General features: G+C 58.0%; 26 protein-coding genes and 1 riboswitch. Of the genes, 9 read left to right on the plus strand and 17 right to left on the minus strand.

Going from position 1 to position 23,115, the window contains the following annotated elements:
* Window positions 1-4 precede the first annotated feature (4 nt).
* Together B9Z40_RS09075 and B9Z40_RS09080 are read right to left on the minus strand one after the other, a co-directional pair.
* Entirely contained in the window at window positions 5-802 is a 798-nt protein-coding gene (locus B9Z40_RS09075) for an alpha/beta fold hydrolase (RefSeq protein ID WP_100173053.1), read from the minus strand.
* Between the two features lie 138 nt (window positions 803-940).
* Window positions 941-2,137 (minus strand): PLP-dependent aminotransferase family protein, encoded by a 1,197-nt coding sequence (locus B9Z40_RS09080; protein ID WP_100173054.1) that lies wholly within the window; start codon window positions 2,135-2,137, stop codon window positions 941-943.
* Between the two features lie 66 nt (window positions 2,138-2,203).
* Between B9Z40_RS09080 and nth the strand changes: the two genes are divergently transcribed.
* From nth to B9Z40_RS09105, 5 genes are all read left to right on the plus strand, one after another.
* Complete coding sequence (gene nth, locus B9Z40_RS09085; protein WP_100173055.1) at window positions 2,204-2,836, plus strand: endonuclease III; 633 nt, start codon at window positions 2,204-2,206, stop codon at window positions 2,834-2,836.
* 182 nt (window positions 2,837-3,018) lie between these two features.
* A complete protein-coding gene (locus B9Z40_RS09090; RefSeq protein ID WP_100173056.1) occupies window positions 3,019-3,822 on the plus strand; it encodes a DUF3348 family protein in 804 nt (267 codons plus the stop codon).
* Window positions 3,819-6,188: a DUF802 domain-containing protein gene (locus B9Z40_RS09095; protein WP_100173057.1), complete on the plus strand. Its 2,370-nt coding sequence runs from the start codon at window positions 3,819-3,821 to the stop codon at window positions 6,186-6,188. Before B9Z40_RS09090 ends, B9Z40_RS09095 begins: the two co-directional genes overlap by 4 nt.
* Window positions 6,188-6,862: an OmpA family protein gene (locus B9Z40_RS09100; protein WP_100173058.1), complete on the plus strand. Its 675-nt coding sequence runs from the start codon at window positions 6,188-6,190 to the stop codon at window positions 6,860-6,862. The genes B9Z40_RS09095 and B9Z40_RS09100 overlap by 1 nt, the downstream gene beginning before the upstream one ends.
* Entirely contained in the window at window positions 6,859-7,443 is a 585-nt protein-coding gene (locus B9Z40_RS09105) for a DUF2894 domain-containing protein (RefSeq protein ID WP_100173059.1), read from the plus strand. The genes B9Z40_RS09100 and B9Z40_RS09105 overlap by 4 nt, the downstream gene beginning before the upstream one ends.
* Before the next feature lie 30 nt (window positions 7,444-7,473).
* Here B9Z40_RS09105 and B9Z40_RS09110 read toward each other — a convergent pair whose 3' ends face one another.
* From B9Z40_RS09110 to B9Z40_RS09140, 7 genes are read right to left on the minus strand one after another with little or no spacing between them, the layout of a single operon-like run.
* Entirely contained in the window at window positions 7,474-8,469 is a 996-nt protein-coding gene (locus B9Z40_RS09110) for a TauD/TfdA family dioxygenase (protein ID WP_100173060.1), read from the minus strand.
* 38 nt (window positions 8,470-8,507) lie between these two features.
* On the minus strand, window positions 8,508-8,750 hold the full coding sequence (locus B9Z40_RS09115) for a glutaredoxin domain-containing protein (RefSeq protein WP_100173061.1): 243 nt from the start codon (window positions 8,748-8,750) through the stop codon (window positions 8,508-8,510).
* Between the two features lie 38 nt (window positions 8,751-8,788).
* Window positions 8,789-9,556 carry an ABC transporter ATP-binding protein gene (locus tag B9Z40_RS09120; RefSeq protein WP_100173062.1) on the minus strand — a complete coding sequence of 256 codons (768 nt, stop codon included), beginning with the start codon at window positions 9,554-9,556 and terminating at the stop codon, window positions 8,789-8,791.
* Window positions 9,553-10,533, minus strand: a complete 981-nt coding sequence (locus B9Z40_RS09125) for an iron ABC transporter permease (protein ID WP_100173426.1) — start codon at window positions 10,531-10,533, stop codon at window positions 9,553-9,555. Before B9Z40_RS09125 ends, B9Z40_RS09120 begins: the two co-directional genes overlap by 4 nt.
* A gap of 32 nt (window positions 10,534-10,565) precedes the next feature.
* Window positions 10,566-11,504: an ABC transporter substrate-binding protein gene (locus tag B9Z40_RS09130; RefSeq protein ID WP_100173063.1), complete on the minus strand. Its 939-nt coding sequence runs from the start codon at window positions 11,502-11,504 to the stop codon at window positions 10,566-10,568.
* Window positions 11,497-12,300, minus strand: a complete 804-nt coding sequence (locus B9Z40_RS09135) for an ABC transporter substrate-binding protein (protein WP_100173064.1) — start codon at window positions 12,298-12,300, stop codon at window positions 11,497-11,499. Before B9Z40_RS09135 ends, B9Z40_RS09130 begins: the two co-directional genes overlap by 8 nt.
* Before the next feature lie 22 nt (window positions 12,301-12,322).
* The gene (locus B9Z40_RS09140) at window positions 12,323-14,185 is read right to left on the minus strand and encodes a TonB-dependent receptor domain-containing protein (protein WP_100173065.1); all 1,863 of its coding nucleotides are present in this window, start codon (window positions 14,183-14,185) and stop codon (window positions 12,323-12,325) included.
* Window positions 14,186-14,252: 67 nt separating this feature from the next.
* A riboswitch (cobalamin riboswitch) is annotated at window positions 14,253-14,501 on the minus strand.
* Window positions 14,502-14,573: 72 nt separating this feature from the next.
* On the opposite strand from B9Z40_RS09140, the gene B9Z40_RS09145 reads away from it, so the two are divergent.
* The 3 genes from B9Z40_RS09145 (at window position 14,574) to B9Z40_RS09155 (ending at window position 16,196) form a co-directional block, all read left to right on the plus strand.
* Entirely contained in the window at window positions 14,574-14,804 is a 231-nt protein-coding gene (locus tag B9Z40_RS09145) for a DUF904 domain-containing protein (protein WP_100173066.1), read from the plus strand.
* On the plus strand, window positions 14,801-15,127 hold the full coding sequence (locus B9Z40_RS09150; RefSeq protein ID WP_100173067.1) for a cell division protein ZapA: 327 nt from the start codon (window positions 14,801-14,803) through the stop codon (window positions 15,125-15,127). Before B9Z40_RS09145 ends, B9Z40_RS09150 begins: the two co-directional genes overlap by 4 nt.
* A gap of 253 nt (window positions 15,128-15,380) precedes the next feature.
* Window positions 15,381-16,196, plus strand: a complete 816-nt coding sequence (locus B9Z40_RS09155) for a sulfite exporter TauE/SafE family protein (protein WP_100173068.1) — start codon at window positions 15,381-15,383, stop codon at window positions 16,194-16,196.
* Here B9Z40_RS09155 and B9Z40_RS09160 read toward each other — a convergent pair whose 3' ends face one another.
* A complete protein-coding gene (locus B9Z40_RS09160; protein ID WP_100173069.1) occupies window positions 16,197-16,877 on the minus strand; it encodes a sulfite exporter TauE/SafE family protein in 681 nt (226 codons plus the stop codon). It lies immediately after the preceding gene.
* A 75-nt stretch (window positions 16,878-16,952) separates the two neighbouring features.
* Window positions 16,953-18,335, minus strand: coding sequence for an oxygen-independent coproporphyrinogen III oxidase (gene hemN / locus B9Z40_RS09165; protein WP_100173070.1), 1,383 nt, complete (start codon window positions 18,333-18,335; stop codon window positions 16,953-16,955).
* Between the two features lie 206 nt (window positions 18,336-18,541).
* On the opposite strand from hemN, the gene fnr reads away from it, so the two are divergent.
* Complete coding sequence (fnr, locus tag B9Z40_RS09170; RefSeq protein ID WP_100173071.1) at window positions 18,542-19,267, plus strand: fumarate/nitrate reduction transcriptional regulator Fnr; 726 nt, start codon at window positions 18,542-18,544, stop codon at window positions 19,265-19,267.
* 39 nt (window positions 19,268-19,306) lie between these two features.
* On the opposite strand, the gene B9Z40_RS09175 is transcribed toward fnr, so the two are convergent.
* The 6 genes from B9Z40_RS09175 to ccoO form a co-directional block, all read right to left on the minus strand.
* A complete protein-coding gene (locus B9Z40_RS09175) occupies window positions 19,307-19,543 on the minus strand; it encodes a hypothetical protein (RefSeq protein ID WP_100173072.1) in 237 nt (78 codons plus the stop codon).
* 20 nt (window positions 19,544-19,563) lie between these two features.
* Window positions 19,564-19,839: a nitrogen fixation protein FixH gene (locus tag B9Z40_RS09180; protein ID WP_100173073.1), complete on the minus strand. Its 276-nt coding sequence runs from the start codon at window positions 19,837-19,839 to the stop codon at window positions 19,564-19,566.
* 21 nt (window positions 19,840-19,860) lie between these two features.
* A complete protein-coding gene (gene ccoG / locus B9Z40_RS09185) occupies window positions 19,861-21,297 on the minus strand; it encodes a cytochrome c oxidase accessory protein CcoG (protein WP_369823436.1) in 1,437 nt (478 codons plus the stop codon).
* A 70-nt stretch (window positions 21,298-21,367) separates the two neighbouring features.
* A complete protein-coding gene (ccoP, locus tag B9Z40_RS09190) occupies window positions 21,368-22,285 on the minus strand; it encodes a cytochrome-c oxidase, cbb3-type subunit III (RefSeq protein WP_100173074.1) in 918 nt (305 codons plus the stop codon).
* 36 nt (window positions 22,286-22,321) lie between these two features.
* The gene (locus B9Z40_RS09195; RefSeq protein WP_100173075.1) at window positions 22,322-22,462 is read right to left on the minus strand and encodes a cbb3-type cytochrome c oxidase subunit 3; all 141 of its coding nucleotides are present in this window, start codon (window positions 22,460-22,462) and stop codon (window positions 22,322-22,324) included.
* Window positions 22,463-22,477: 15 nt separating this feature from the next.
* Window positions 22,478-23,104, minus strand: coding sequence for a cytochrome-c oxidase, cbb3-type subunit II (ccoO, locus tag B9Z40_RS09200; protein ID WP_100173076.1), 627 nt, complete (start codon window positions 23,102-23,104; stop codon window positions 22,478-22,480).
* Window positions 23,105-23,115 lie beyond the last annotated feature (11 nt).

A 23,115-nucleotide genomic window follows, 5' to 3' on the forward strand; every position in this document is an offset into this window, starting at 1 on the left:
GCCCTCAGACTGGGCCCCAGAGCCATTCACGCACGCGTGCATGAAATGCTTCAGGGCGCGAGATCATGACCCAATGCCCGCAAGGCAAGCCCTGCACCGCGCTGCCGGGCGCGGCAGCGACCTTTTCCAGCCATTGGGCCGAATGGAACATGAAGGGTTTGCGCTCGCCATAAACAAACAAAAGGGGCATGGGCAGCTGAATTTGCGCCGCGCCCTTGAAGCCGCCTGCCGTGCCAAACCACTGCATGGCGTAGGGGTAGTTCATCTTGTGGGTGATGGTGGCCGGGTCGGTCGGGCAACGCAGCCAGCGGGCCATGGCGCGGGTCATGCGGGTGCCCAGACTGCCGCCGATTTTCCAGGCCAAGGCCAACCAGACCTGGTAGCCCATCACAGAGAGTTTTTCCTTGACGCCCCAACTGCGCAACAAGTCACCCGAGTTGTGGTCGCCCACGTCCACCGCCACCACGCGGGCCACTCGCTCGGCGTGGCGCATGGCAAATTGGTAGCCAAAGATACAGCCCCAATCGTGCAGCATTAGGGTCACGGGTTTGCCCGGGCTGATGCGGTCCACGATCTGGCGCAGCAGTTCGCACATGTCGTCCAAGCTGGTGGCCGAGGGGCCTGACTCAAAGCCCGGCAGCGTGAGGCGCGCACAGGTGGCGCGGTCCTGCAGGGCCGCCACGGTGCCGTCCCACAGCGCACGGGTATCGGGCCAGCCATGCAGCATGAGGATGACCTCGTCACCCTGCCCTTGCAGCCAGACTTCGGTGCCGTTGATGGTGATGCAGCGTTCTTGGTTCATGTTGGCCTCAATTTAAAGCCATGGCTTGGCTGAAGTGGGAGGCTGCCCCTGCAGCCGAATGCGTTCAATGGCATGGCAAGCATTCGCGAGCGGGGGCTCGCTCCCACAGAGAGCTTGCCCTCACCTAGGATCGTCAAATCACAGCGCCTTGGCCAAGCGAGAGACGCCTTCAAGGATCTTGTCTTCGCCCACGGTGGCAAAGCTCAGGCGGAAGGTGGCGTGGTCGGGGTTGGCGCAGAAAAACGGCGTGCCTGGCACAAAGGCCACGCCGTTGTCGATGGCGCGTTTGGCAAACACGTTGCCGTCATTCACCTTGCCGCCTGCGCCCCTGAGGCGCGCCCACACAAACAAGCCGCCTTGCGGTTGCACAAACTCCACCGCATCGCCCAGCTCACGGCGCAATGCGTCGCCCATGGTTTGGGCGCGCTTGGCATACACAGCACGCACTTTGTCCAGCGTGGCAGGCATGCGGCCCGCCAACAGGTATTGCGCGGCCGTGGCTTGGGCAAAGGTACTGGTGTGGGCGTCACTGAACTGCTTGCACATGGTGGCGCGGGCCAGCAATTCGGCAGGCGCAACCATCCAGCCCACGCGCAGGCCGGGCGACAGCACTTTGGACAGCGACCCGCAATGCACAAGCAGCTCACGGCTACCGGGCACCGAGGGGCTCATGGCCAGCAGGCTGGGTGGTGGCGCTTCGCCAAAATACAAATCGCCATAGGGGTCGTCTTCGACGATCAGGGTTTGGTGTTTGACGGCCATCTCCAGCACCTGCTTGCGGCGTTCGGCGCTCAGCAAGGCACCGCTGGGGTTGCCAAAGGTGGGGATCAGGTAAACAAATTTGGGTTTGTGCTCGGCGATCAGTTTTTCCAGCTCGTCGGTCTTGACACCGTGGCCGTCCACCGGGGCGCTGATGAGTTCGGCCCCATACAAACGGAAGCACTGGATGGTGGCGAGGAATGTTGGGCCTTCCACGATCACCTTGTCGCCGGGGCTGATCATGGTTTTGCCAATCAAATCCAGCCCTTGCTGGCTGCCCGTGGTCACGATCAATTGGTCAGACGTGACGTCTTTCGCCCCCTTTTGGCTCATGAAGTGCGCCAGTTGCTCGCGCAGCGGGCCAAAGCCTTCGGTCGCGCCGTACTGCAGGGCCGCGCCGGGGTCTTGGCTCAAGGCGGCGTTGCTGGCCTCGCGGATGCCGTCCACGTCAAACATGGCGCTGTCCGGGAAGCCGCCCGCAAAACTGATGATGCCGGGCTTGCCCAGGAGCTTGAACAGCTCACGGATGGCAGAGGTTTCGACGTTGTTCAGGCGATCGGCAAATTGCAAAGGCATGGTGTATCTTCCCGTGTTGACTTGGCCATCATTTTGCCAACATCTGCACACCTAATTTTGACCCTGATGAAACCCGTACAGATCGAATCCTTTTTTGCCACCCTGCAAGCCGCCAACCCCATGCCCGTGACCGAGCTGGAATACACCAGCGTGTTCGAGCTGCTGGCTGCAGTGCTGCTGTCGGCCCAAGCCACCGATGTGGGCGTGAACAAGGCCACGCGCAAGCTGTTCCCAGTGGCGGGCACGCCGCAAAAGATCTTGGAACTCGGGCTGGAGGGGCTTGAGGGTTACATCAAAACCATTGGCCTATATCGCAGCAAAGCCAAACACCTGATGGAGACTTGCCGCATTTTGGTGGAGCAGCACGGCGGCAAAGTGCCCCGCAGCCGTGAAGAACTCGAAGCGCTGCCCGGCGTGGGCCGCAAAACAGCCAATGTGGTGCTCAACTCGGCCTTTGGCGAGGCGACCATGGCGGTGGACACACACATCTTCCGCATGGGCAACCGCACGGGCTTGGCCCCAGGCAAAACGCCTTTGGCGGTGGAGCTCAAACTGCTCAAACGCATCCCGGCCAAGTACCTGGTGGACGCCCACCATTGGCTGATCCTGCATGGGCGTTATGTGTGCCAAGCGCGCAAACCGCTGTGCGGGCAGTGCGCTGTGGCGGCGTTTTGCGATTTCAAGCCCAAGACGCCCTGAACCCAGGGCTGGAATTGACTTCTTTGTGATTCAGATGTCATCCAACCGAGGCTCATGAAACCCTGCTTGCACGGGTAAAATCATGCGCTCTCCCCATGAGGGTAGCCCCTTGACGGCGGGCATTTGCCGCCGTTGCCACAAGAGCGCTTTGCGCTGCTTTTCAAACCCAATCTGACCTGCCCATGACGCGAGCCTCGCCGCGTGCCCACTTCAACAGTTCTCGACTGACGCGTTTTCTGACCGAAAACGCCATGATCGATGCCGCCCCTGTGGCGGACGATGTGGGGCAAAAGTTGGGCGATTGGCTGAACTTTCGCCATGCGATTGCCTTGCACGGCGTGCTCAACCCAGAGCAGCAGCCCGCAGCACCCCAGCCTGCGCACCTGCGGCGCGCGGGTGTGATGACAGCCGAGGCGTTGACCCGGCATGTGGACAAAGTGCGCGCCCAACTCGAACAATCCATCGCCCAAGGCGCGCCCAGCGGTTCGGGGCTGACGCGCATCGACATGCCACCCGCAGAATTGGACGAACCCATCGAGCCCAAAACGGCGTTTGAGCCCTATCGCCGTTTTTATGCCGCCCACCAGCGCCAAATGGAAGTGTCCCTGCAGACCTTGCGCTCACAAGTGCGGGGGCAGCTGAGCAAGGGCGCACCAAGTCTCCAACAACTGGCCACGCTCGATGCGGCCTTTGAAAACATCTTGAGCGAGCGCGAAGCGCTTTTGCTGGCCAAAGTGGCCAAGCTGCACGAAAAGCGCTTTGCGCAAGCCCTTAAAAAACACATCCAACAACTCAGCACCCTACAAGCCGAGGCTATAGCCGAAGGTGCCGAAGCGCCGTCCGCCACTGCAGTGAGCCCTTTGCCTTGGCTCTTGCCCCTGCGCCAAGCCATGCGCACCGCTTTGCTGGCCGAGCTGGACACGCGCTTGCAACCCGTGCTGGGCCTTGTTGAAGCCTTCAACCAATACACCCCACAAGAACAATGAAACGATATTCCTTTCACATCGCCTTCGCACTGGGCGCATTGGCCGTTGTCTGGGTGGCGGCGGCTGTGGCCACCTCGCACCTGCTGGTTTTGGGCATGGCTGCGGTCATTGGCGCGGTTTATGTGTTTGGCGCGATGGAGCTGCGTCAATACCGCGCTGCCACGTCTGCCCTGAACCAAGCGCTTGCCGACATTCCGCAAGATTTGCAAAACCTCAGCGATTGGCTGATCACCCTGCCTGCTGGCTTGCAAAACCCGATTCGCCAACGTGTGGAAGGTGAGCGCGTGGGCCTTCCTGGCCCGGCTCTGACCCCTTATTTGGTGGGTATGTTGGTCATGCTGGGCATGCTCGGGACCTTTTTGGGCATGGTGGTCACACTCAATGGCGCGGTGTTTGCGTTGGAAGGCTCCACCAACATCGCGGGCATTCGGTCGGCGTTTTCCGAACCCATCAAGGGACTGGGGCTGGCGTTTGGCACGTCGGTGGCAGGCGTGGCCACTTCGGCCATGCTGGGCTTGATGAGCAGCTTGGTGCGCCGCGAACGCGCACAAGCCACCCAGGTGCTGGACACGCTGACAGTCACCACGCTGCGCGGATTTTCTTTGGTGCACCAACGGCAAGAAACCTTCAAGGCATTGCAGCAACAGTCACAAGCCCTGCCGCAAGTCGTGCAGCAACTGCAGACCTTGATGGTGCAAATGGCCCAAACCAGCCAGCAAATGAACGAGCGTTTGATGGCCAATCAGGAAAGCTTTCACGCGCAGGTGCACACGGCCTACACGGGGCTGGCGCAATCGGTTGACCAATCGCTGCAAACCAGTTTGTGCCAAAGCATGCAACTGGCCAGCGACAGCATTCGTCCTGTGGTGCAAGCCACCATGGCGCAACTGAGTGAGCAGGCCCAGAGCATGAACGAGCGCCTGCTGCTCAACACGCAGCAGCAACTGGGCGAACTGACGGCTCAAATGGCGGCCACCACCGCTGCCGTAGCGCACACCAGCGCAGAATCGCTGAAACGCCATGAACAAGCCAGCACCCACATGACCGATCGTGTGGGCCAGACCTTGGAAGCGTTCAGCCAGAATTTCGAACTCAGCGCTAAATCGTTGGTCGACCAAGTCACTGCCGCCCAAACGCAGCAGCTGACTCTGCAGAGCAGCGCCGACCAGCAGCGCCTGCAAGCTTGGCAAGCCTCGCTGACACAAATGGCCAGCGAACTGCACAGCCAGTGGCAGGCCTCAGGGACGCAGACTTTGGCACAGCAGCAAGCCATTTGCGACACCTTGGGCGAAACAGCCCAAGCCATCCAGACCCATGCACAAACCCACGCCAGCCAGACGCTGGCCGACATCACGCGCCTGCACGACGAGCGCGCTGCCGTTGATCAAGCGCGCCTGGATGCATGGCAGGCCTCTTTGACGGTTACGGCCAGCAACTTGGACCAAGCGTGGCAAAACGCGGGCGCGCAAACCTTGGCACAGCAGCAAGCCATTTGCGACACCCTGACCCACACGGCTCAAGAGATCACCGCCCACACACAAACCCAAGCCACACAAACCTTGGCTGAAGTCACACGCCTGATGGCCAGCAGCGAAGCCCTGATGCGAGAGCGCATCGCCTCTGAAACGCAGTGGGCCGCAGGCCACCAAGGGCGCGCCCAAGCGCTTACCGACGTGCTGCGCCAAGAGTTGTCGGCCCTGAGGGATGCAGAAGACGCACGCGGTCAGACCGCTGTGGCCCGACTGGCCGAACTGCAAACTACTGTGACCGCGCACCTGACCACACTGGGCACCGCGCTGGAAGACCCGATCACCCGCCTGATCGAAACCGCCTCAGAGGCCCCCAAAGCCGCAGCCGAAGTCATTGGCCAGCTGCGTCAGGAAATCTCGGTCAGCGTGGCGCGCGACAACGCCTTGCTCGAAGAGCGCACCCGCATTCTGGGCACGCTCAGCACTTTGTTGGACGCGATCAACCACGCCTCGACCGAGCAGCGCGGCGTGATCGATGCCATGGTCGCCACCAGCCAGGCGTCCCTGCAGCAGACCAGTGGGCAGTTCACCGAACAGGTGGCGGCCGAGACCAGCAAGCTGGGCGACATCGCCGCGCAGGTCACGGCCAGCGCGGTGGACGTGGCCAGCCTGGGCGAGACCTTTGGCTTTGCCGTGCGTAACTTCAGTGAAACCAATGAGAAGCTCATGGCCAATCTGCAACGCATCGAGCAGGCGATCGAAAAATCCATGACGCGCAGCGATGAACAGCTGGCCTATTACGTGGCGCAAGCCCGTGAAATGATTGACCTGAGCATTGGCAGCCAGAAAGACGTGTTGGAAGCCCTGCAAAAGCGCCAGTCTGAAGGGGCCGCCTGATGCTCGAGCACGACGCAGACGTCGAGTCCACCGCACCGACCTGGATCTCGTTTGCCGACCTGATGACCGGTCTGCTGGGGGCCTTTGTGCTCTTGCTGGTGGGCGTGATGGCCACACAATTGGAGATGGCCTCCAAACTGGAAGACGAGGTGCAAAAGCGCCAGATCGAAGAGCAAAAGCGCATTTCGCTCGAACAGGCTTTGGCAGGCCCACTGGCCAGTGGGCGCATCACCCTGAACAATGGCCGCATCGGCATCAGCGGCAAGTTGTTGTTCGAGCTGAACTCCGACAAACTCGAACCCGAAGGCCGCAAGCTGCTCAAAAGTCTGGTGCTGCCACTGCGCAGCTACCTGCAGTCGCGCGAAGAAATCCTGATGGTCAGTGGCTTCACAGACGACAAAGCGGTCGGCAGCCGCAACCGCCAGTTTGCAGACAACTGGGAACTCTCGGCCCAGCGTGCACTGACCGTGACGCGCACCCTGATCGAAGAAGGCATGCCCTCCTCACAGCTGTTTGCTGCCGCCTTTGGCCAAGAACAACCTTTGGTGGCCAACACCAACGAGAAAGCCCGCGCCCAAAACCGCCGGGTAGAAATGGCACCTGTGCCCAAAGCGGCCAACGCGTCCCAGGCGGCCCAGGCGACTGGCGTCAAACAAGACACGACCAAGCCATGAACGAAGCCGCACCAGCGCTGCCTGATCTGGACGCCATGCGGGCGGCGGGTGCAGCGCGGGTGGATGCGGTGGGCTGGCATTACATCGAAACATTGGCCAATCGCACGCAAGCGCAATCTGGTCCAGCGCGGCTTTTGCTGCACGCCAAGTTGCAAGAAGCGCTGCAGCGATTCAATGCCCGCATGACCACGGCGGCTCAAACCCATGCCGCTTCCGAACCTTTGCCCTCCCCTTTGGCCACGCTTTTGCAAGACATGGGGCCCAAAACGGCGCCACCAGGGTCAGGCAAAACGGCAGGCTGGCCATCCGAAAACCCGCGCATCCAGGCCTTTAAAAAGCAGTTGAGCCAGATCAGCGTGCAAAAGCAGGTCACCCAAGCCATTGCCCAAGCCCCGCAAAACGCAGGCCCCATCAACTCGCACATGTTGGTGCTGCGCTCTTTGGGGCTCATGCGCGACATTTCACCGGATTACCTCAACCGCTTCATGGCGCATGTGGACACGCTGCTGTGTTTGGAAGAGGCGGGCAATGTCAAATTGACGCCTAAAAGAGCCATGCCCTCGGCTAAAACCCGTTCGTAAGAGGGCCTCGCCGACAGGCTGAGGCGGCGTTCAGGCCGCAACCAGATCCACTGCCACAGGTGCCGGAAATCCATTGCGCCCCGGAAACTCGGGGGCCAAAGTCCGCGCGTTGGGCATCTTGACCCACAGGCGCAGCATCTTGCGGTTGAGCTCGTGCACGCCGTGGTCTTCAAACCCGTTGCGAGAGTGCAGCACGGCGTAGTTGTTGGCGAACTGCAGGTCACCGGGCTCGAGCATCATGCTCAAGCGGAAATCATCGCGGTGCATGATGTCGTCAAACAAGTCGAGTGCTTCGATTTCGACCTTGGACAACGGCAGGTTGCGGATTTCGTGGCCCAGCTCAATGTACTGGCGCAGGTAGCGGCAGCTGAGCTTGCCTTGGTGGTGGCTGAAGATGGGCGACAAGCTCGGCAGGTCTTCGCACAGGTGCGAAAAATACCAAGTGCGGTAATACAGACCCAGGTACTCGGGGTGGTGCTGCAGGATCTCGTTGTAGATCGCCGCCACGCTCACCAAACTGCTCAAGCCACCCTGCTTGGCTTTGCGAAGGCACAAAAGGCCCACCACGTCTGAGGGGTCAGAGTGGTACGGCAGGTACAGGTTGGTTTCGTAAACGCGGGTGGTTTTTTTCGTCACATCGCCCACGTTCATGACCACGCCAAGCAGATCCCCTTTGGGGTTTTGCCGAACGGGCACACCCATGTGCAGTCCAATGCCGTAGTAGAGGATTTGAATGTCTTCTTCGCTGTAGCGCTCAACAGGCAAGCCCCGCAGCACCAAAAAGCCCCGGCCGTTTTCCAGTTCCTCGCTGTGGGTTTTCAGCTCGTGGGCCCAGTCACCAATGGGGAAATCTTCCCGAGAAAAATGGGGGAATGACAGCCCTTTGGATTTCACTTGGGCCAAAGCGGCATCGAGGATGGCCAACACTTTGGCGCTCAATGGGTGCACCCAAGAGGTGTCACCCTCCAAGTCCTGCCCCTTCCAGACCGCTGGCCCGGACATCGCTTGCTTCATGATCAGACCCATGGCCGTTCCCTCATTTTGGTTGCGGCCAACGGCCTGTTTCAGAGCCCGAGTTGGACCAAAGCGGCCTGTAAGCCTGCAAATCCACCCACCCGCTGGTCGTTGATGAAAATTTGCGGCATTTGACGTACCGAAGGACCACATTTTTCGAAGAATGCCATCCGCTCGGCTTCACCGTCGATTTTGATTTCTTCAAAAGCCAAGCCCTTGGTTTTGAGCACCATCTTGGCGGATTCGCACTGGGGGCATGCGGACTTGGAGTAAACGACGATTTTGAGTTCCATGTTTCAAATTCTAGCGAAAGAAAACGGGTAGAAGCCAATCAGGCCATGCGGGGCAAAACCACCCACTGACCATCCAAGGCGCTGATGCGAATACGCTGTTCGAAGACCGATTCGATGGCTGAGTGTGTCGCCGCATCGCTGGCTGCGCCATGGTGCATCACCTGTCCTTCGCGCATGACCACGATGTCGTCAGCATGAAGAGCCATGCCGATTTCGTGCAGCACGCTGACCACCGTGGTGCCCTGAGCCAAGAGACAGTGCACCTGCTCCAGCCAGTCCACTTGGTGCGGCGGGTCCAAGTTGGCCAGGGGTTCGTCCATCAGCATGGTGGGCGCATTGCCCGCCATGGCGCGGGCCAGCAGCACGCGTTGGCGTTCGCCGCCCGACAACTCGCCCAGCATGCGCTCGCGCCAATCCCAAGCCTGTGTGGCCTTCAGGGCGGCTTCCACCATTTGTGCATCGATTGCCGAGGGTGCACTCAGCCAGCTTTGGTGTGGCAAGCGGCCCAGCATGGCCACGTCCCACACACGCAGGTCCAAGGTGCTGGATTCGCCCTGCCCCAGCCAGGACAGTTGCAAGGCCCTTTGCTGACGGGTGAGCGATGCCAGCGGTTGACCTTGTAAAAGCACCTGCCCACTGGTCGGCAACAAACCCGCCAGTGCTTTGAGCAGGCTCGATTTACCCGCCCCGTTGGGGCCGACCACACAGGTCCAGCGTCCTGCTTTGATCTGCAGGTCAATGTCTTTGAGTACCTTGTGCCCCCCCAAAGAAGCACTCAATTGCTGGGTTTCGAGAGCGTGACTCATGCACGCGCTCCGGCTTGGCCATCGTGGTACACGCGCCACAACAAATAAGCACCGCCCAACACCGCGGTGAGCACACCCACGGGCAACTCTTGCGGAGCCAACACAACACGGGCCATCACGTCTGCGAGCAGGAGCAAAGCACCGCCCATGAGTGCTGACAAGAGCAATCGCCAGGCATGGGTGCATCGCACCAGCGAACGGACCAAATGCGGCGCAGCCAAACCCACAAAGGCCACCAAACCGATGTGCGCCACCGCTGCTCCCGTGGCCAATGAAATCACAAGCACAAGAACCACCCGTGCCAAGGTCAAAGGAACGCCCAAGCTTTGCGCAGTGGCCTCACCCAAACTCAGGGCATCCAACACGCTGGCAAAGCCCCAAGCCAGTGACAAGCAAAGCGCCAACACGACCGCAAGGGTGATGCAGGCGCTCCAGCTGACAAACGCGGTCGAGCCCAACAAGAAGCCTTGCATGGCCTGCAAAACCTGCGGTTGCAGCAATGAAATCAAAGAGGTCACAGCGCCCAGCACCACGCCCACCACCACGCCCGCCAACAACAGGCGCAGCGTTTGCTGCACACCGCGCGCCAAAGTCAGGGTGAGCAACACCGCAACGACTGCGCCTAAAAAGGCCGCACTTGTTAGCCCCAAGCCCATCCAGCCGCTCAAGGCCCAAGCACTGACAGCGGAGCTGGTGCCCCAGAGACTCAAATAAACGCTCACACCCAGCGACGCGCCAGAGGCACTGCCCAACAAATACGGATCGGCCAAAGGGTTACGGAAAAGGCCTTGCGCCACCGCTCCTGCCAAACCCAACAAGGCACCGCCAATCCACGCCCCCAAACTGCGCGGCAAACGGATGTCCCACACTATCTGACGCGACACCGCATCGGCCCCGTCAGTCCACCAATCTTGCCAGCCTTGACTGCCTGCAGCCGTGCCGAACAACACCATGAGCAGGCCCAAGGCCAACAGCATCAGCGCCCAACGTGGCGCGTGGGTGTTGGCATTCACCGCAGAGCTCCAATAGCGCTTGAAGCTGGACTTGCAGGCAAGTCAACTTGTGCCGCTGCGCGGTTCAGGCAATGGGCCATCAACTGCGCGCCTTCGGCCATTCGCGGTCCTGGACGCACCAGCAGGTCCGACTCCTCTTGCTTGAAGATACACAGTCGCTCGCTTTGCATGGCGCGCAAGCGACCCCAACCCGGGCGTTGAAGCATGCTGGCGCGGCTGCTGTCGCCAGCCATGATCACATCGGGCCTCGCGCGCACCACCCACTCCGGGTTAACCTGCGGAAATGGACCCATGGATGCGGGAAGGATGTTGGCCACGCCCATGCGCGTGAGTGTTTCGCCAATGAAAGACGACTCACTTGCACCATAGGGTGCCGGGCTGACTTCAAAATAAACACGCTGCAGTTTGGCCGCAGGGCTAAGCGATTGCACCGCCCCCTGAACGCCCGCCTGAATGCCTTTCCATACGCGATCGCTCTCGGCGGCCGGCACATGCAGGGCCTGCGCCACCGTTCGCAAAACGCGCTGTGCGTCGGCATGGTTGCGCGGTTCTAGGCGCAGCACCATGAGACCGAGCGCTTCCAAGCGGTCGGCTCCTCGGGTGGAACCTGCGGCCAACACCAGATCAGGCTTGAGCGCAACGATGCTCTCGATGTTCGGGTCCAGCCCGCCGCCTACACGCGCCAAAGACTTGACCGACTCGGGCCAATTGGAATAACGGTCCAGCCCCACCAATTTGTGACATTGACCCAAGGCACAAACGGTCTCGGTCAGCGACGGCAGCAAGCTCACGATGCGTTGCGGGGCTTGGGTGATTCGCACCTCTTGTTGGCGGTCATCGAGCACGGTGACCGCTTGCACGCTCTGAAAAAACGAGAACAGCAAAAAACCCACAAGGGCCAATGTTTGAGCGCTGCTTCTAAAAATCTTAGCCATGCAAGGCTTCCCACTCACTGAAGATACGGTGCAGTTGTTTCACGCCATCGGTCAAGGCCGCAGGACCGGGCTGCAGAATATCCGCCGATTTGATTTCAAAAATTTGCCCATTGCGCACCGCTGGCACGTCTTGCCAACCCGCCCGCGCCGCCACCTTTTCAGGGCGAAACTTTTTGCCACACAAAGAGCCGATGACGATGTCAGGTGCCATCTCAACGATGGTTTGGCCGCTGGCGATGATGCGGTCGCGCCCCATAGATTGCTGCGCCAACTCAGGGAACACATCGTCCCCACCCGCGATGCCCATCAATTCGGACACCCAACGGATGGTGCTCATGTGGGGTTCATCCCATTCCTCAAAATATACCCTGGGCCGCCGTTTGAAACCCGCAGCCCGCTGGGCAATAGCGTCCAGCTCGGCTCGCATGGCAGACAGCTGGGCCAAGCCCTGCTCGGCCTGCCCCACCATGGCCGCCACTTGGTAGAGGACCGAAAAAATCTCGTCCACGCTGCGCTGATTGAACACCGTGACCTGCACACCTGCCTTGATCAACAAGGACGCAATGTCGGCCTGCAAATCTGAAAACCCGAACACGCAGTCAGGCTTGAGTGTCAAGATCTTGTCAATCTTGGCGGTCAAAAAAGCACTGACTTTGGGTTTTTCTTCCCGCGCCCGGCGCGGGCGCACTGTGTAGCCCGAGATGCCCACGATGCGCTGCTCTTGTTCTAACAAATAAAGCCACTCCGTGGTCTCTTCGGTCAGGCAAACGATGCGTTGGGGCAGCAAGTGGTTCATGGTCTGCAAGCGACGGACGACATCAAGACTTGAGTTTCCAGCTCAATCCAACCGTGGTGGTTCGAGGGAGCTGGTTGTATCCGAAAGCCGTTTGATACCGGCTGTCGGTGGCATTTTCGATGCGCCCAAACAGCGTCCAGTCGCGGTTCAAGGGATAACGGGCCGTCAAGTCCAGTAAGACGTAACTGTTAAGACCCGGTTTGCCTTCGATGTCAGGACGGCCACCTGTGTAGCGAATGCTTCCGCCCAAGGCCAGTAAGCCAATGGTATGTGACACCGATGCAGAAGCCAGGGTCTTGGCGCGACGGACCAATATCTGTCCGGTGGCTTCATTCAAGGGGTTTTGAAGCGTCAAGCTGGCGCGCAAGTCAGTGGTGTGGATGCGGCCGCTGTAGCTGGTTTCAAGGCCTTGGTTCTTGACACTGCTCACGTTGCTGAATTGCCAGGTAGTGGGGTCATACAACAGCAAGTCTTTGGTTCTGGTGTCAAACCATGTGGTACGCAGCCGATGTGCGCCACTGACCCACTGAAAACCCATTTCGCTGGTGGTGGCGGTTTCGTGTCGCAAATTCGGATTGCCACTGTAGGGGTCATACAGATAACCCAACGGCGGCACATTGAATGCCGTGGAATGGCTGACGATCCATTTCCATTGAGGGGTCATGTCGAAGCCGTAGCCCCAATAAACCGAATCCTTGCCCGCCAAGCCCTCTACACGGTCATGCCGGACATTGAACTGCGCACTGTGAACCGACCGGGCATAAACCAATCCGCCATACACAGCGTTGGCAGTGCGCTCGCGGGTCAAATCGGTCACGCCATCCATGCCCGCTTGAATGCCCTGTGTTTGATGATCAACACCAGCCGAAAGCACCACGGACTGCAAGTTGACTTGGTGCGTCCACGACAGCAGACGGGTTCGGGTCTCGGCCTGGGTGGTGAATGAATACCCCCCCGCCGTATCGGTGGTGTTGCGCTCTTTGGCGTCCGAATAGTTGAGGCGGCTGTTCCAAACGGGGTTGAGACGTGCGGTCCAATAAACGGTGTTGCTGTCGATGCGGGTCGCACCCCTGTGAACGTCGGTGGGTTCTGCAAAACTGCCGGCCACATCGTAGTCAAAGCGGCCATTGAAATGGGCGGAGCGCAAGCCCACCTTGTGCTCAGGACCCAGTTCATAGCTCAGATGAACGCTGTGGTTGTCATTGCGGTAACCGTCGGCATCGGCGTTGGCATTTTGCGATTGCGACAGGTTGGCCGCATTGATGCCACGGGTAGACAAAGAGCCTAAAGAAACTGCGTAAGAAAAATCACCGTTTTTGCCTTGGGTGCCCATGTTCAGCCGCGATGTGCCGAGCGAACCTGTTTCGGCCGTCGCATAAACCGTTTGGCCAACTTGACCTTGGCGCGTGAACACTTGGATGACCCCCCCCAAAGCGCCGCTGCCGTAAATGGCGGAAACGTTTCCTCGCACAATTTCAACGCGCTCGACTTGGTCGAGCATGATGTGCTCCAGACTGACAGCACCTGTGGTGTCCTGCTTGCTCATGGGCACGCCGTCCACAAGCACCAATACCTGAAGTGAAGCCGCGCCGCGCAAAAATGCGGTCGACTGGCTGCCACGCCCACCGCTTTGGGTGAACTGAAAACCGGCCTCACGGGCCAACAAACTGGACAGATCGGTCAATTGGGATTGCTCGATCGCGTCGCGGCCCAACACCGTGGTGTGGGGCAGAACGTCGGTGAGAATTTGCTCAGTGCGACTGGCAGTCACCACCACTTGTGTAGGAGTCGACTGCGCCAAAGCGGCGCTGCTCAACAGGTTCAAAAGAGAAAGCGCGGGCAAGGCGATGCCCAGGGAGCGCGCACGAATAGAACGGATTTTCATAAAAAAACAACAAGTCAAACGCCCTCACCGCCTTCCCCGACAGTGCATGGGCTTCACGACCCGTCTGTCGACAAGTCACCTTGTTGGCCGGTATCCGGGCTGACAGATGCAACCTTCACCACCTTCCCAGCTGCCTGTTTCAGGGCGGCCAGTGGTTTGAGATGAAAGCTGGGTTTCCGTTTGACTGAAAACCCGTCTGTTTACCGTTGCGGGGGCAGCGCAGGTTAGGTGGGCCGTGTTGGCTTTTCCCTCCTGCTTCCCGTTGAACTGCACACCGTGAACCGGTTGCGCGAGCACCAACAAAGCCTATTTTAGAGCGTCAGCCTTGAACAAGCCTAAAAAAAGGCCCTAAGCTCTACAATGTGTCACTTATTTTTGTTTGTTTGCCATGGCCCATTCCGACACCATTGATCAAATTGCTGAGCGTGTGGATCATCTGTTGCTGCGCCACGAAGAGCTTCAGCGCACCAACGCCTTGTTGGCCCAACAGCTTCAGGTGCTTACCCTTGAACGTGACCAACTCAAATCGCGTTTGGCGGCAGCCAGAGCGCGTGTCGATGCACTGATTGAGCGCCTGCCCGCAGCCAACACACCCGCATCCCCAGAGGCCACAGCATGAGCAACAAACAACTGGATGTCCAGATCATGGGCCAGAGCTACATCTTGGGTTGCCCCGTCGATGGTGAAGATCGCTTGCTGGCCGCTGTTGGCAAAGTGGACGAAGCCATGTGCAAGATCCGCGATGCCGGGAAAATCAAAGCGCGTGACCGCATCGCTGTGTTGGCCGCATTGAACCTGGCCTTCGACCAAGGCGATTCCGCTGCCAAGGCGCCAGCCGCTGACAAAGACACCCCTCAGGTTTCAGCAGCAGACCAAGAGCGATTGACCCACTTGCTCAAACGCCTCGACCAAGTTCTGAAGCAAGACGGTCAGTTGATCTGATCTCCCGCCTGTTGGCCTCAAGGGTCTTCCGATAAGCCTACAATCAGTCGGTCTGCGGTGCATACCGGGCTTTATATTTCCTTGAACCAATGCTCATAGAGCCCGGGCTTGGTACATTGGCTGGTGAGCGTGATCATCTCGCGTCAGATGAACCCAACGCCAGTCTGCCCTCGCCCACCTGAACCCCGGTTCAGGATGCCGGTCCGGTGGCTTCCGCAGACACCTTTATTCTTCAGCTTCTCACTTCTACCCCATGATCATCGAACCTCTGCTGTTGGCCGAATTGGCCGTTCTTGGCCTTTGCACAGGCTTTTTGGCGGGCCTGCTGGGCATTGGCGGCGGCATGATCATGGTGCCTTTTTTGACTTATATGTTGGGCTCTCGCGGCGTCAGTTCCGACCTGGCCGTGAAGATGGCGATTGCCACGTCGATGGCCACCATCATCTTCACCTCGGTATCGAGTGTGCGTGCGCACCATAAAAAGAAAGCCGTGCGTTGGGATTTGGTCAAAGGCTTGGCCCCCGGCATTGTGATGGGCAGCTTGATTGGCAGCATGGGTATTTTTGCTTTTGCCAAGGGCACTTACTTGGCCTTGTTCTTTGCACTGTTTGTCGGCTTTTCAGCCACACAAATGTTTCTGGACAAAAAACCAGCACCCAGCCGTCAAGTACCAGGTTTCAAAGGCTTGCTGGGCGCTGGCGGCTTGATTGGCTTGTTGTCGGGTCTGGTTGGTGCCGGTGGCGGCTTCATCAGCGTGCCTTTCATGGCTTGGTGCAATGTGGCCATTCACAATGCTGTGGCGACCAGTGCGGCTTTAGGTTTCCCCATTGCACTGGCCAACGTGGCCGGTTACATTGCCAGCGGCCAAAACGTGCAAAACCTGCCAGATTTCAGCTTTGGTTACTTGTGGCTCCCCGCTTTGGTGGTAATTGCGGTGTGCAGCGTGTTGATGGCCCCGATCGGTGCAGCCACCGCCCACAAGTTACCGGTCAAACAACTCAAGCGTGTGTTTGCCAGTGTGCTTTACGTTTTGGCGGCCTACATGCTTTACAAGGGTTTGGTCGCTTGATCATGCGGGTGTGATGCACCAGGGGGCTTGGTCACGCACCAAGCCCATCCACAGAGCCCATGCTGAAACAGCGGCCAAAGCAAAGCCTGCCGAACGAATTCCCCAAGCGCCATCGCCCCAAGTTTTTAAGCGCAAAAACAACCACGGCCCAGCCCACAAGCTCAAGCTGCTGCCCAGGGCAAACAAGGCCATGGTGGCCGCGCCCTCCAAGGGCTGACTGGTCAAAGCGGCCACCATCAAGGCCGAGTAGAGCAAGCCGCAGGGCATGAGCGCCCAAAGCCCGCCCACCATCCAAGGCGCGGCGCGCCCCCAACGCTGGTTGAAAGCCCGAACTTTGGCCCAAAGTTGTCGAGCGGCTTCATCGAGCCAAACAGGTTGTCGAGCCTGGAGCATGAGCAACATACCGAGCACGAAGGCGGCCAAATGCAAAATTGTCCACACTGGGCGAATCGCAGCAGATTGTGTGGTCAGCCAACCCAAACCCTGCACACTGGCTGCAGCGACAGCGCCCAGCAGCGAATAACCACCCAAACGCCCCAACTGAAAAGCAAGCAAAGCCGGAACACGACGCTCACCCGCCACTTGCCCCAAGCCTGCGCAAGCAGCACCGCACATGGCTACGCAGTGGGGTCCGCCCAGCACACCCATCATCAAGGCCGTGATGGCCAAAGAGCTTTGCATTGTGTTTTGAATAAATGACCGTTGTTGGGATTGTGCGTGATCTCAACTTTGCAGCTTTGCGGCTGTGCGATACGTTCAGATGATTTTTGAAAAACGTGTGCGATTGAGATCCGCTTGCACATACCGGTCAAAGACCATCGCCACGCCGCGCACAAAAAACCAACCCATCGGGGTGACTTGTATGCCGGTTTCACTCAACAGCACCAAGCCTTTGGCTTGCAAGTCCTCTAATTGCTGGATTTCATGCGCAAACAGCTTTTTGAAGTCCACCAGCCATGCCAGGTTGATGGACTCGAAATGCAACTGACCTTGGCACATCAAGGCCATGATCACGGATCGGCGGATGAGGTCGTCACGCGACAAGGCCAAACCCCGGACCACAGGCAAATGACCCTGGTCGAGTAAATCGCAATACTCCTCCATAGTCTTGGCGTTTTGGCTGTAAGTGTTGCCAACGCGACCAATCGAAGAAACCCCCAAAGCGATCAAATCACAGTCAGCCTGTGTGCTGTAACCCTGAAAATTGCGGTGCAAGCGCCCCTGCCTTTTGGCCACAGCCAATGCATCGTCAGGCAATGCGAAATGGTCCATGCCGACATACACATAACCAGCGTTGACCAATGCCTCAATGGATCGCGACAACATGGCCACCTTGTGGGCGCCAGAAGGCAACTCTTGCTCGTGGATTCGCCGTTGAGGCTTGAACCGCTCAGGCAAATGCGCATAGGCATACAGGGCAATTCGGTCAGGTTTTATGCGTTTGACTTGCGCCAATGTTCGGTCAAACGATTCAGGCGTTTGCAAAGGCAAGCCATAAATCAAATCTATATTCACCGACTCAAAACCCAAGCGACGTGAAGCTTCCACCAGCGCCGAAACCTGTTCGAAAGGCTGCATGCGGTGAACGGCTTTTTGGACAGCCGGATCAAAATCCTGGACACCAAAGCTCAAACGGTTGAACCCTAATTCAGACAATACCTTGAGGCGTTGTTCATCGACCGTTCGGGGATCGACCTCGACCGAATACTCGCCGCCGGGCACCAGCTCAAAATGCGATCGCAACAAGGCCATCAGTTGGCGCAACTCATCGTCACTCATGAATGTGGGCGTTCCACCACCCAAATGCAGCTGACTGACCGATTGACCGCGCCCCAAATGCGCCGTGTGCAACTCAATCTCTTTGGTCAGATAACGCAAGTAATCTGCAGCACGTTCTTTGTGTTTGGTGATGATTTTGTTGCAGGCACAGTAATAACAAAGCGATTCACAAAAAGGGATGTGCACATACAAGGACAGTGGCGAGGGTTTACCGAAGAGGCCTGATTTGCGCAGGCTCAGGGCTTGAACGTAGTCGCCCTCCCCAAAGGCCTCTACAAATCGATCTGCGGTGGGGTAAGAGGTGTATCTGGGACCCGGCACATCGAAACGGGTCAGCAGTTCTGGTGTGATGACGGACATGTGGCTGCCCCTAATTAAAACGTGTTCATAAAGATCGTTCACTTTGCCCGCCCTCCCCGCCTGCTGCTTTGACACAAATCAAATGTGCTACTGGTTTATGGTGATTTTCTGCACAGACCGGGTAGCGCCCCTGTTCAGGTCAAATTTTCGGTTTAAGCTAAAGACTTGATCCAAGGCAAATCTGTTGCTTCACCGTGAGATAAACCATGAATCCTCAAGCCATCAAAGTTGCCTGTTCCAATTGCAACCTGCGTGAGTTGTGCATGCCTGTTGGCCTGAGCGACCAAGACTTGAACCGACTGGACGACCTGGTGGCCGTGCGCCGCAAGGTCAAACGGGGTGACACTTTGTTCACCAACGGTGAGAAGTTCACCTCGCTCTACGCCATTCGCACAGGGTTCTTCAAGACCTGCTTGGCCACCGAAGATGGGCGCGACCAGGTCACCGGTTTTCAGATGGCTGGAGAAATCATCGGCTTGGACGGTATCGTGAACGACCAGCACAGCTGCGATGCGGTGGCTTTGGAAGATGCCGAGGTTTGTGTCATGCCTTTTGACCGCATAGAAGAAATTTCACGCGAAGTGATGGCTTTGCAGCACCATGTGCACAAGATCATGAGCCGTGAAATCGTGCGCGAACATGGGGTCATGCTGCTGTTGGGCAGCATGCGGGCTGAGGAGCGCTTGGCCGCATTTTTATTGAATTTGGTGCAACGTCTTCACGCACGCGGGTTCTCACAATCCGAGTTGGTCTTGCGCATGACCCGAGAAGAAATTGGCAGCTACCTCGGTTTGAAGCTCGAAACCGTGAGCCGGACATTTTCAAAGTTTGCCGAGGAAGGCATTGTGGAAGTGAAACAGCGGCACGTCCGGATTTTGGACTCTGAAGGCCTGCAAAGACTGGTCAACAACCCCAACAACCACTGCCATTGACGTGACTGGCTGATCACAAAGATCAGCGCCGGGCGCAGGTCAACGGTTGACCTCAACAGGGGACATGGACAGCAAGGTGGTCAAGCCACTGGAGAGCATGGCCAAAGCCCAAAAGGCAAAGAATGACAAGGTGTAGACCCCCTGTCGAGACAAGGCCAAGGGATGGCCAAACCACTGTAAATCCTGCGGATCGACCAAGCCGAACACCAATATCTCCAACAGGCCCGCCACCAAAAAAGCCGGCCAAGAAATCCACATCATTCGTTTTGCCAACATCGGTGTCTCCAGCCAAGGGCTCAGGGTTTGTTTGGGGATGCAGTATTGGGCAAAGTGCCTGTGGCCGCATGGTTTCGGGCTTGAACAGCTGGGGCCAAGGTGGTCAGGGCCTCAGCCGTGTTGGACTTTACGTCGACGCTGCTTTGCGTCAACACCGGGTCTTGACCGTTGGCGGCCAAATAAAAAGTGATGAAAGAGGCCACCACCACCAGCAATGGCCCGGACACCACCAACCAGACATGGCCATACGACCACCAAGGACGGTTGGACTGTTCATAAACGCTGTGTTGTGACATGGCTTTGTCCTTTCAAAAGTGTCAACGCGGCACCAGGAAAACCGACTTTTCCTGCAGATCAGAGAGCACTTGACCGCCCTCTTGGACCGACGCGATGTGAAAAACAATGGGGTGCGAACCTGCAGGCATCGCATCGTAAGGCAACTGCAAACGCACAGACACCCAAAGCGATTCAGTGGGTGCGACGCGGACATGGTTCTCGGTCGCCATGACCAGATCGGGCAGTCCTTGCGCGGAAAGTTGGAAATGGAGCGGTGTTTCAGCCGCATTCATGATTTGCAAACGGTAGACGTTTTCAATTTTGCCGCCAGCCACCATCCTGGCCAAGGCGGAGCGGTCTCGGACCACGTCGACTTTGTAGGTTTTGCGCAGGCCCAAGCTGGTCAGCAACGCAGCCACCACCACGACCAATATGCCGATGTACAAAATCACGCGGGGGCGCAATACATGGCGCAGTGTCTGCTGTCGGGTCCAGCCGTTCTTCATCGCGTGCTCGGTGGTGTACTTCACCAAACCGCGTGGGTAACCGACTTTGTCCATCACGCTGTCGCAGACATCCGCACATGCGCCACACCCAATGCACTCGTATTGAAGACCTTGACGGATATCGATGCCGGTAGGGCAAACCTGCACACACAAGCTGCAATCCACGCAAGACCCCAAGCCCAAAGAGCCGGGATCGGTTTTCTGGGATCGCCCCCCACGGGGCTCCCCGCGCTCGGAGTCGTAAGTCACGATCAGTGTGTCTTTGTCGAACATGGCACTTTGAAAACGTGCATACGGACACATGTATTTGCAGACCTGCTCACGCATGAAGCCGGCATTGCCGTACGTGGCCAACGCATAGAAAAAGACCCAGAACACTTCCCATGAGCTCATGTTGCCCAAGAAGAATTCCAAACCCAACTCTTTGATGGGCGTGAAATAGCCGACAAAGGTGAAGCCGGTCCACATCGCGATCGACAGCCAAACGATGTGCTTGTAACCCTTCTTGAAGAGTTTCTCGGTGGACAGGTAGGCATCATCGAGCCGAATGCGGGCCGAACGATCACCCTCAACCTTGCGCTCGACCCACATGAAAATTTCGCTGTAAACCGTTTGGGGGCAGGCATAACCGCACCACAAACGCCCCGCCACGGCCGTGAACAGGAAGAGCGAGAAAGCCGCGATCACCAAAATCGCGGTCAGGTAAATGAAATCTTGAGGGTAAAGAACCAAGCCAAAAACATAAAAGCGACGAGCCCCCAAATCGAACAGCACCGCCTGACGTTGCCCCCACTCCAACCAAGGCAGCCCGTAAAACACCAGCTGCGTGATCCAGACCATGATCCAGCGCCACTTCGCAAAGACACCTTGCACCGTTCGTGGATAAAGTTTGGGCGTCGCGGCATACAAAGACACCATGTCCGCCGGAACGATCGGCACAATTTTGCGCGGGGGATGTTCTTGGGGGTCCAAACTTCAAGCTTTCAAACGACAGAACACCCAAAAGGATGCGCTGAACCAGTGACAAGACACCTGACAAGCCTCACTTGTTAGCGTTGGGCGTCTTGTTCGACAAGCCCCAAACGTAGGCCGCCAAAACATGGATCTGGCCTTCGGTCAACTTGCTTTCTTGAGCAGGCATTTGGTTGACTTTGCCGTTGTTGATCATGTTGACGATGGCGTTTTCACCCCAGCCGTGCAACCAGATGTCGTCCGACAAATTGGGTGCACCCAAAGCTGGGTTGCCCTTCCCTTCCATACCGTGGCAAGCCGCGCAAGCACCGAACTTGGATTTACCCAATGAAGCCCGCAAAGAATCGTGTGGGCTACCCGACAGGCTGAGCACATAGTGGGCCACGTTGCGCACGTCCTCTGGCGTGCCCACAGCTGCGGCCATGGGGGGCATATTGCCGTTGCGGCCTTGTGTCAAAGTCGCTTTGATGATGTCGGGCGTGCCGCCATACAACCAGTCGGCATCGGCCAAGTTAGGGAAGCCCTTGCTGCCTCGTGCATCAGAGCCATGGCACTGGGCACAGTTGTTCATGAACAATCGGTCACCGATGGCCATGGCCTGAGGGTCTTTGGACACTTCTTCTGGGGGCATGCCCGTGAACTTGGCGTACAGGGGCGCTACTTCGGCATTGGCTTTGGCGACTTCGGCATCGTATTGACCGGCCGATGTCCAACCGAACTTGCCAGCGAGGTTGCCCACACCGGGGTACATGGCCAAATAAACGAAGGCGAAAACGATGGTGATGATGAACAAGCCCACCCACCAACGCGGCAGAGGATTGTTCATTTCACGCAAGTCACCATCCCAAACGTGGCCCGTGGTGTTGTCATGGGCCGTCATGGCCTTGGCTTTGCCGCTGAACCACAGAAGGACGAGACAAGCCAAGATGCTAAACAACGTGATGCCGGCGACGTAAAAATGCCAGAAATTACCGATGAAGTCACTCATTGAGATTCCTTTGATTTTTTATAGTTGGAGGAAGGTTCAGTCATCATGGCGAAACGGCAGCTGGGCTGCTTCGTCAAAGTCGGCTTGGTTGCGCCGTGACATAGCCCACCAGACGATGACCAGAAAGATGACGAAGGTGAGCACCGTCACAACGGAGCGCAGGGTATTGATGTCCATGGCAAGGGCCCTCGTTTATTTGCGGTGAATGCCCATGGCTTGCAGGTAGGCAATGACAGCGTCCATTTCGGTTTTGCCCTTGACGTCGTCCGCCGCTTTGGCAATTTCTTCATCGCTGTAAGGTGCGCCCAAGGTGCGAAGACCCTTCATGTGCGTTGGCAGGCTGGCCCCGTCGACTGTGTTCTTTTGCAACCAGGCATAAGCGGGCATGTTGGACTCGGGCACCAGGTCACGGGGGTTGTTCAGGTGAATGCGGTGCCACTCATCGCTGTAACGACCGCCCACACGAGCCAAGTCAGGGCCGGTTCGCTTGGAGCCCCACTGAAAAGGATGGTCGTACACGAATTCCCCCGCCACCGAGTAAGCACCGTAGCGCAGTGTTTCAGCGCGAAACGGCCGGATCATTTGCGAGTGGCAGTTGTAGCAACCTTCACGGATGTACACATCCCGTCCAGCCACTTGCAAGGCGGTGTAGGGCTTGAGGCCCTCAATGGGTTGGGTGGTGGACTTTTGGAAGAACAAGGGCACGATCTCCACCAAGCCACCAAACAGCAGCACGATCAGGATCAGCACAATCATCAAGAAGTTGTTGGTCTCGATCTTTTCATGAGAAAGACCGCCCGATTTCTGGTTTTCAGCCATTTTCAATTCTC

It is taken from the genome of Limnohabitans sp. 15K, from assembly GCF_002778285.1.
In the GTDB taxonomy this organism is placed as follows: Bacteria; Pseudomonadota; Gammaproteobacteria; order Burkholderiales; family Burkholderiaceae_C; genus Limnohabitans_A.

Bases quoted from the DNA above. Each gene is read 5' to 3' on its own strand.
- B9Z40_RS09100 (WP_100173058.1), top strand. From the start codon at position 6,188: ATGCTCGAGCACGACGCAGACGTCGAGTCCACCGCACCGACCTGGATC.
- hemN (WP_100173070.1), bottom strand. From the start codon at position 18,335: ATGTCCGTCATCACACCAGAACTGCTGACCCGTTTCGATGTGCCGGGT.
- B9Z40_RS09155 (WP_100173068.1), top strand. From the start codon at position 15,381: ATGATCATCGAACCTCTGCTGTTGGCCGAATTGGCCGTTCTTGGCCTT.
- ccoP (WP_100173074.1), bottom strand. From the start codon at position 22,285: ATGAGTGACTTCATCGGTAATTTCTGGCATTTTTACGTCGCCGGCATC.
- nth (WP_100173055.1), top strand. From the start codon at position 2,204: ATGAAACCCGTACAGATCGAATCCTTTTTTGCCACCCTGCAAGCCGCC.
- B9Z40_RS09125 (WP_100173426.1), bottom strand. From the start codon at position 10,533: ATGCTGTTGGCCTTGGGCCTGCTCATGGTGTTGTTCGGCACGGCTGCA.
- B9Z40_RS09105 (WP_100173059.1), top strand. From the start codon at position 6,859: ATGAACGAAGCCGCACCAGCGCTGCCTGATCTGGACGCCATGCGGGCG.
- B9Z40_RS09150 (WP_100173067.1), top strand. From the start codon at position 14,801: ATGAGCAACAAACAACTGGATGTCCAGATCATGGGCCAGAGCTACATC.
- B9Z40_RS09130 (WP_100173063.1), bottom strand. From the start codon at position 11,504: ATGGCTAAGATTTTTAGAAGCAGCGCTCAAACATTGGCCCTTGTGGGT.
- B9Z40_RS09095 (WP_100173057.1), top strand. From the start codon at position 3,819: ATGAAACGATATTCCTTTCACATCGCCTTCGCACTGGGCGCATTGGCC.
- B9Z40_RS09160 (WP_100173069.1), bottom strand. From the start codon at position 16,877: ATGCAAAGCTCTTTGGCCATCACGGCCTTGATGATGGGTGTGCTGGGC.
- B9Z40_RS09140 (WP_100173065.1), bottom strand. From the start codon at position 14,185: ATGAAAATCCGTTCTATTCGTGCGCGCTCCCTGGGCATCGCCTTGCCC.
- B9Z40_RS09175 (WP_100173072.1), bottom strand. From the start codon at position 19,543: ATGTTGGCAAAACGAATGATGTGGATTTCTTGGCCGGCTTTTTTGGTG.
- B9Z40_RS09135 (WP_100173064.1), bottom strand. From the start codon at position 12,300: ATGAACCACTTGCTGCCCCAACGCATCGTTTGCCTGACCGAAGAGACC.
- ccoO (WP_100173076.1), bottom strand. From the start codon at position 23,104: ATGGCTGAAAACCAGAAATCGGGCGGTCTTTCTCATGAAAAGATCGAG.
- B9Z40_RS09110 (WP_100173060.1), bottom strand. From the start codon at position 8,469: ATGGGTCTGATCATGAAGCAAGCGATGTCCGGGCCAGCGGTCTGGAAG.
- B9Z40_RS09080 (WP_100173054.1), bottom strand. From the start codon at position 2,137: ATGCCTTTGCAATTTGCCGATCGCCTGAACAACGTCGAAACCTCTGCC.
- B9Z40_RS09090 (WP_100173056.1), top strand. From the start codon at position 3,019: ATGACGCGAGCCTCGCCGCGTGCCCACTTCAACAGTTCTCGACTGACG.
- B9Z40_RS09195 (WP_100173075.1), bottom strand. From the start codon at position 22,462: ATGGACATCAATACCCTGCGCTCCGTTGTGACGGTGCTCACCTTCGTC.
- B9Z40_RS09075 (WP_100173053.1), bottom strand. From the start codon at position 802: ATGAACCAAGAACGCTGCATCACCATCAACGGCACCGAAGTCTGGCTG.
- fnr (WP_100173071.1), top strand. From the start codon at position 18,542: ATGAATCCTCAAGCCATCAAAGTTGCCTGTTCCAATTGCAACCTGCGT.
- B9Z40_RS09115 (WP_100173061.1), bottom strand. From the start codon at position 8,750: ATGGAACTCAAAATCGTCGTTTACTCCAAGTCCGCATGCCCCCAGTGC.
- B9Z40_RS09120 (WP_100173062.1), bottom strand. From the start codon at position 9,556: ATGAGTCACGCTCTCGAAACCCAGCAATTGAGTGCTTCTTTGGGGGGG.
- B9Z40_RS09145 (WP_100173066.1), top strand. From the start codon at position 14,574: ATGGCCCATTCCGACACCATTGATCAAATTGCTGAGCGTGTGGATCAT.
- B9Z40_RS09180 (WP_100173073.1), bottom strand. From the start codon at position 19,839: ATGTCACAACACAGCGTTTATGAACAGTCCAACCGTCCTTGGTGGTCG.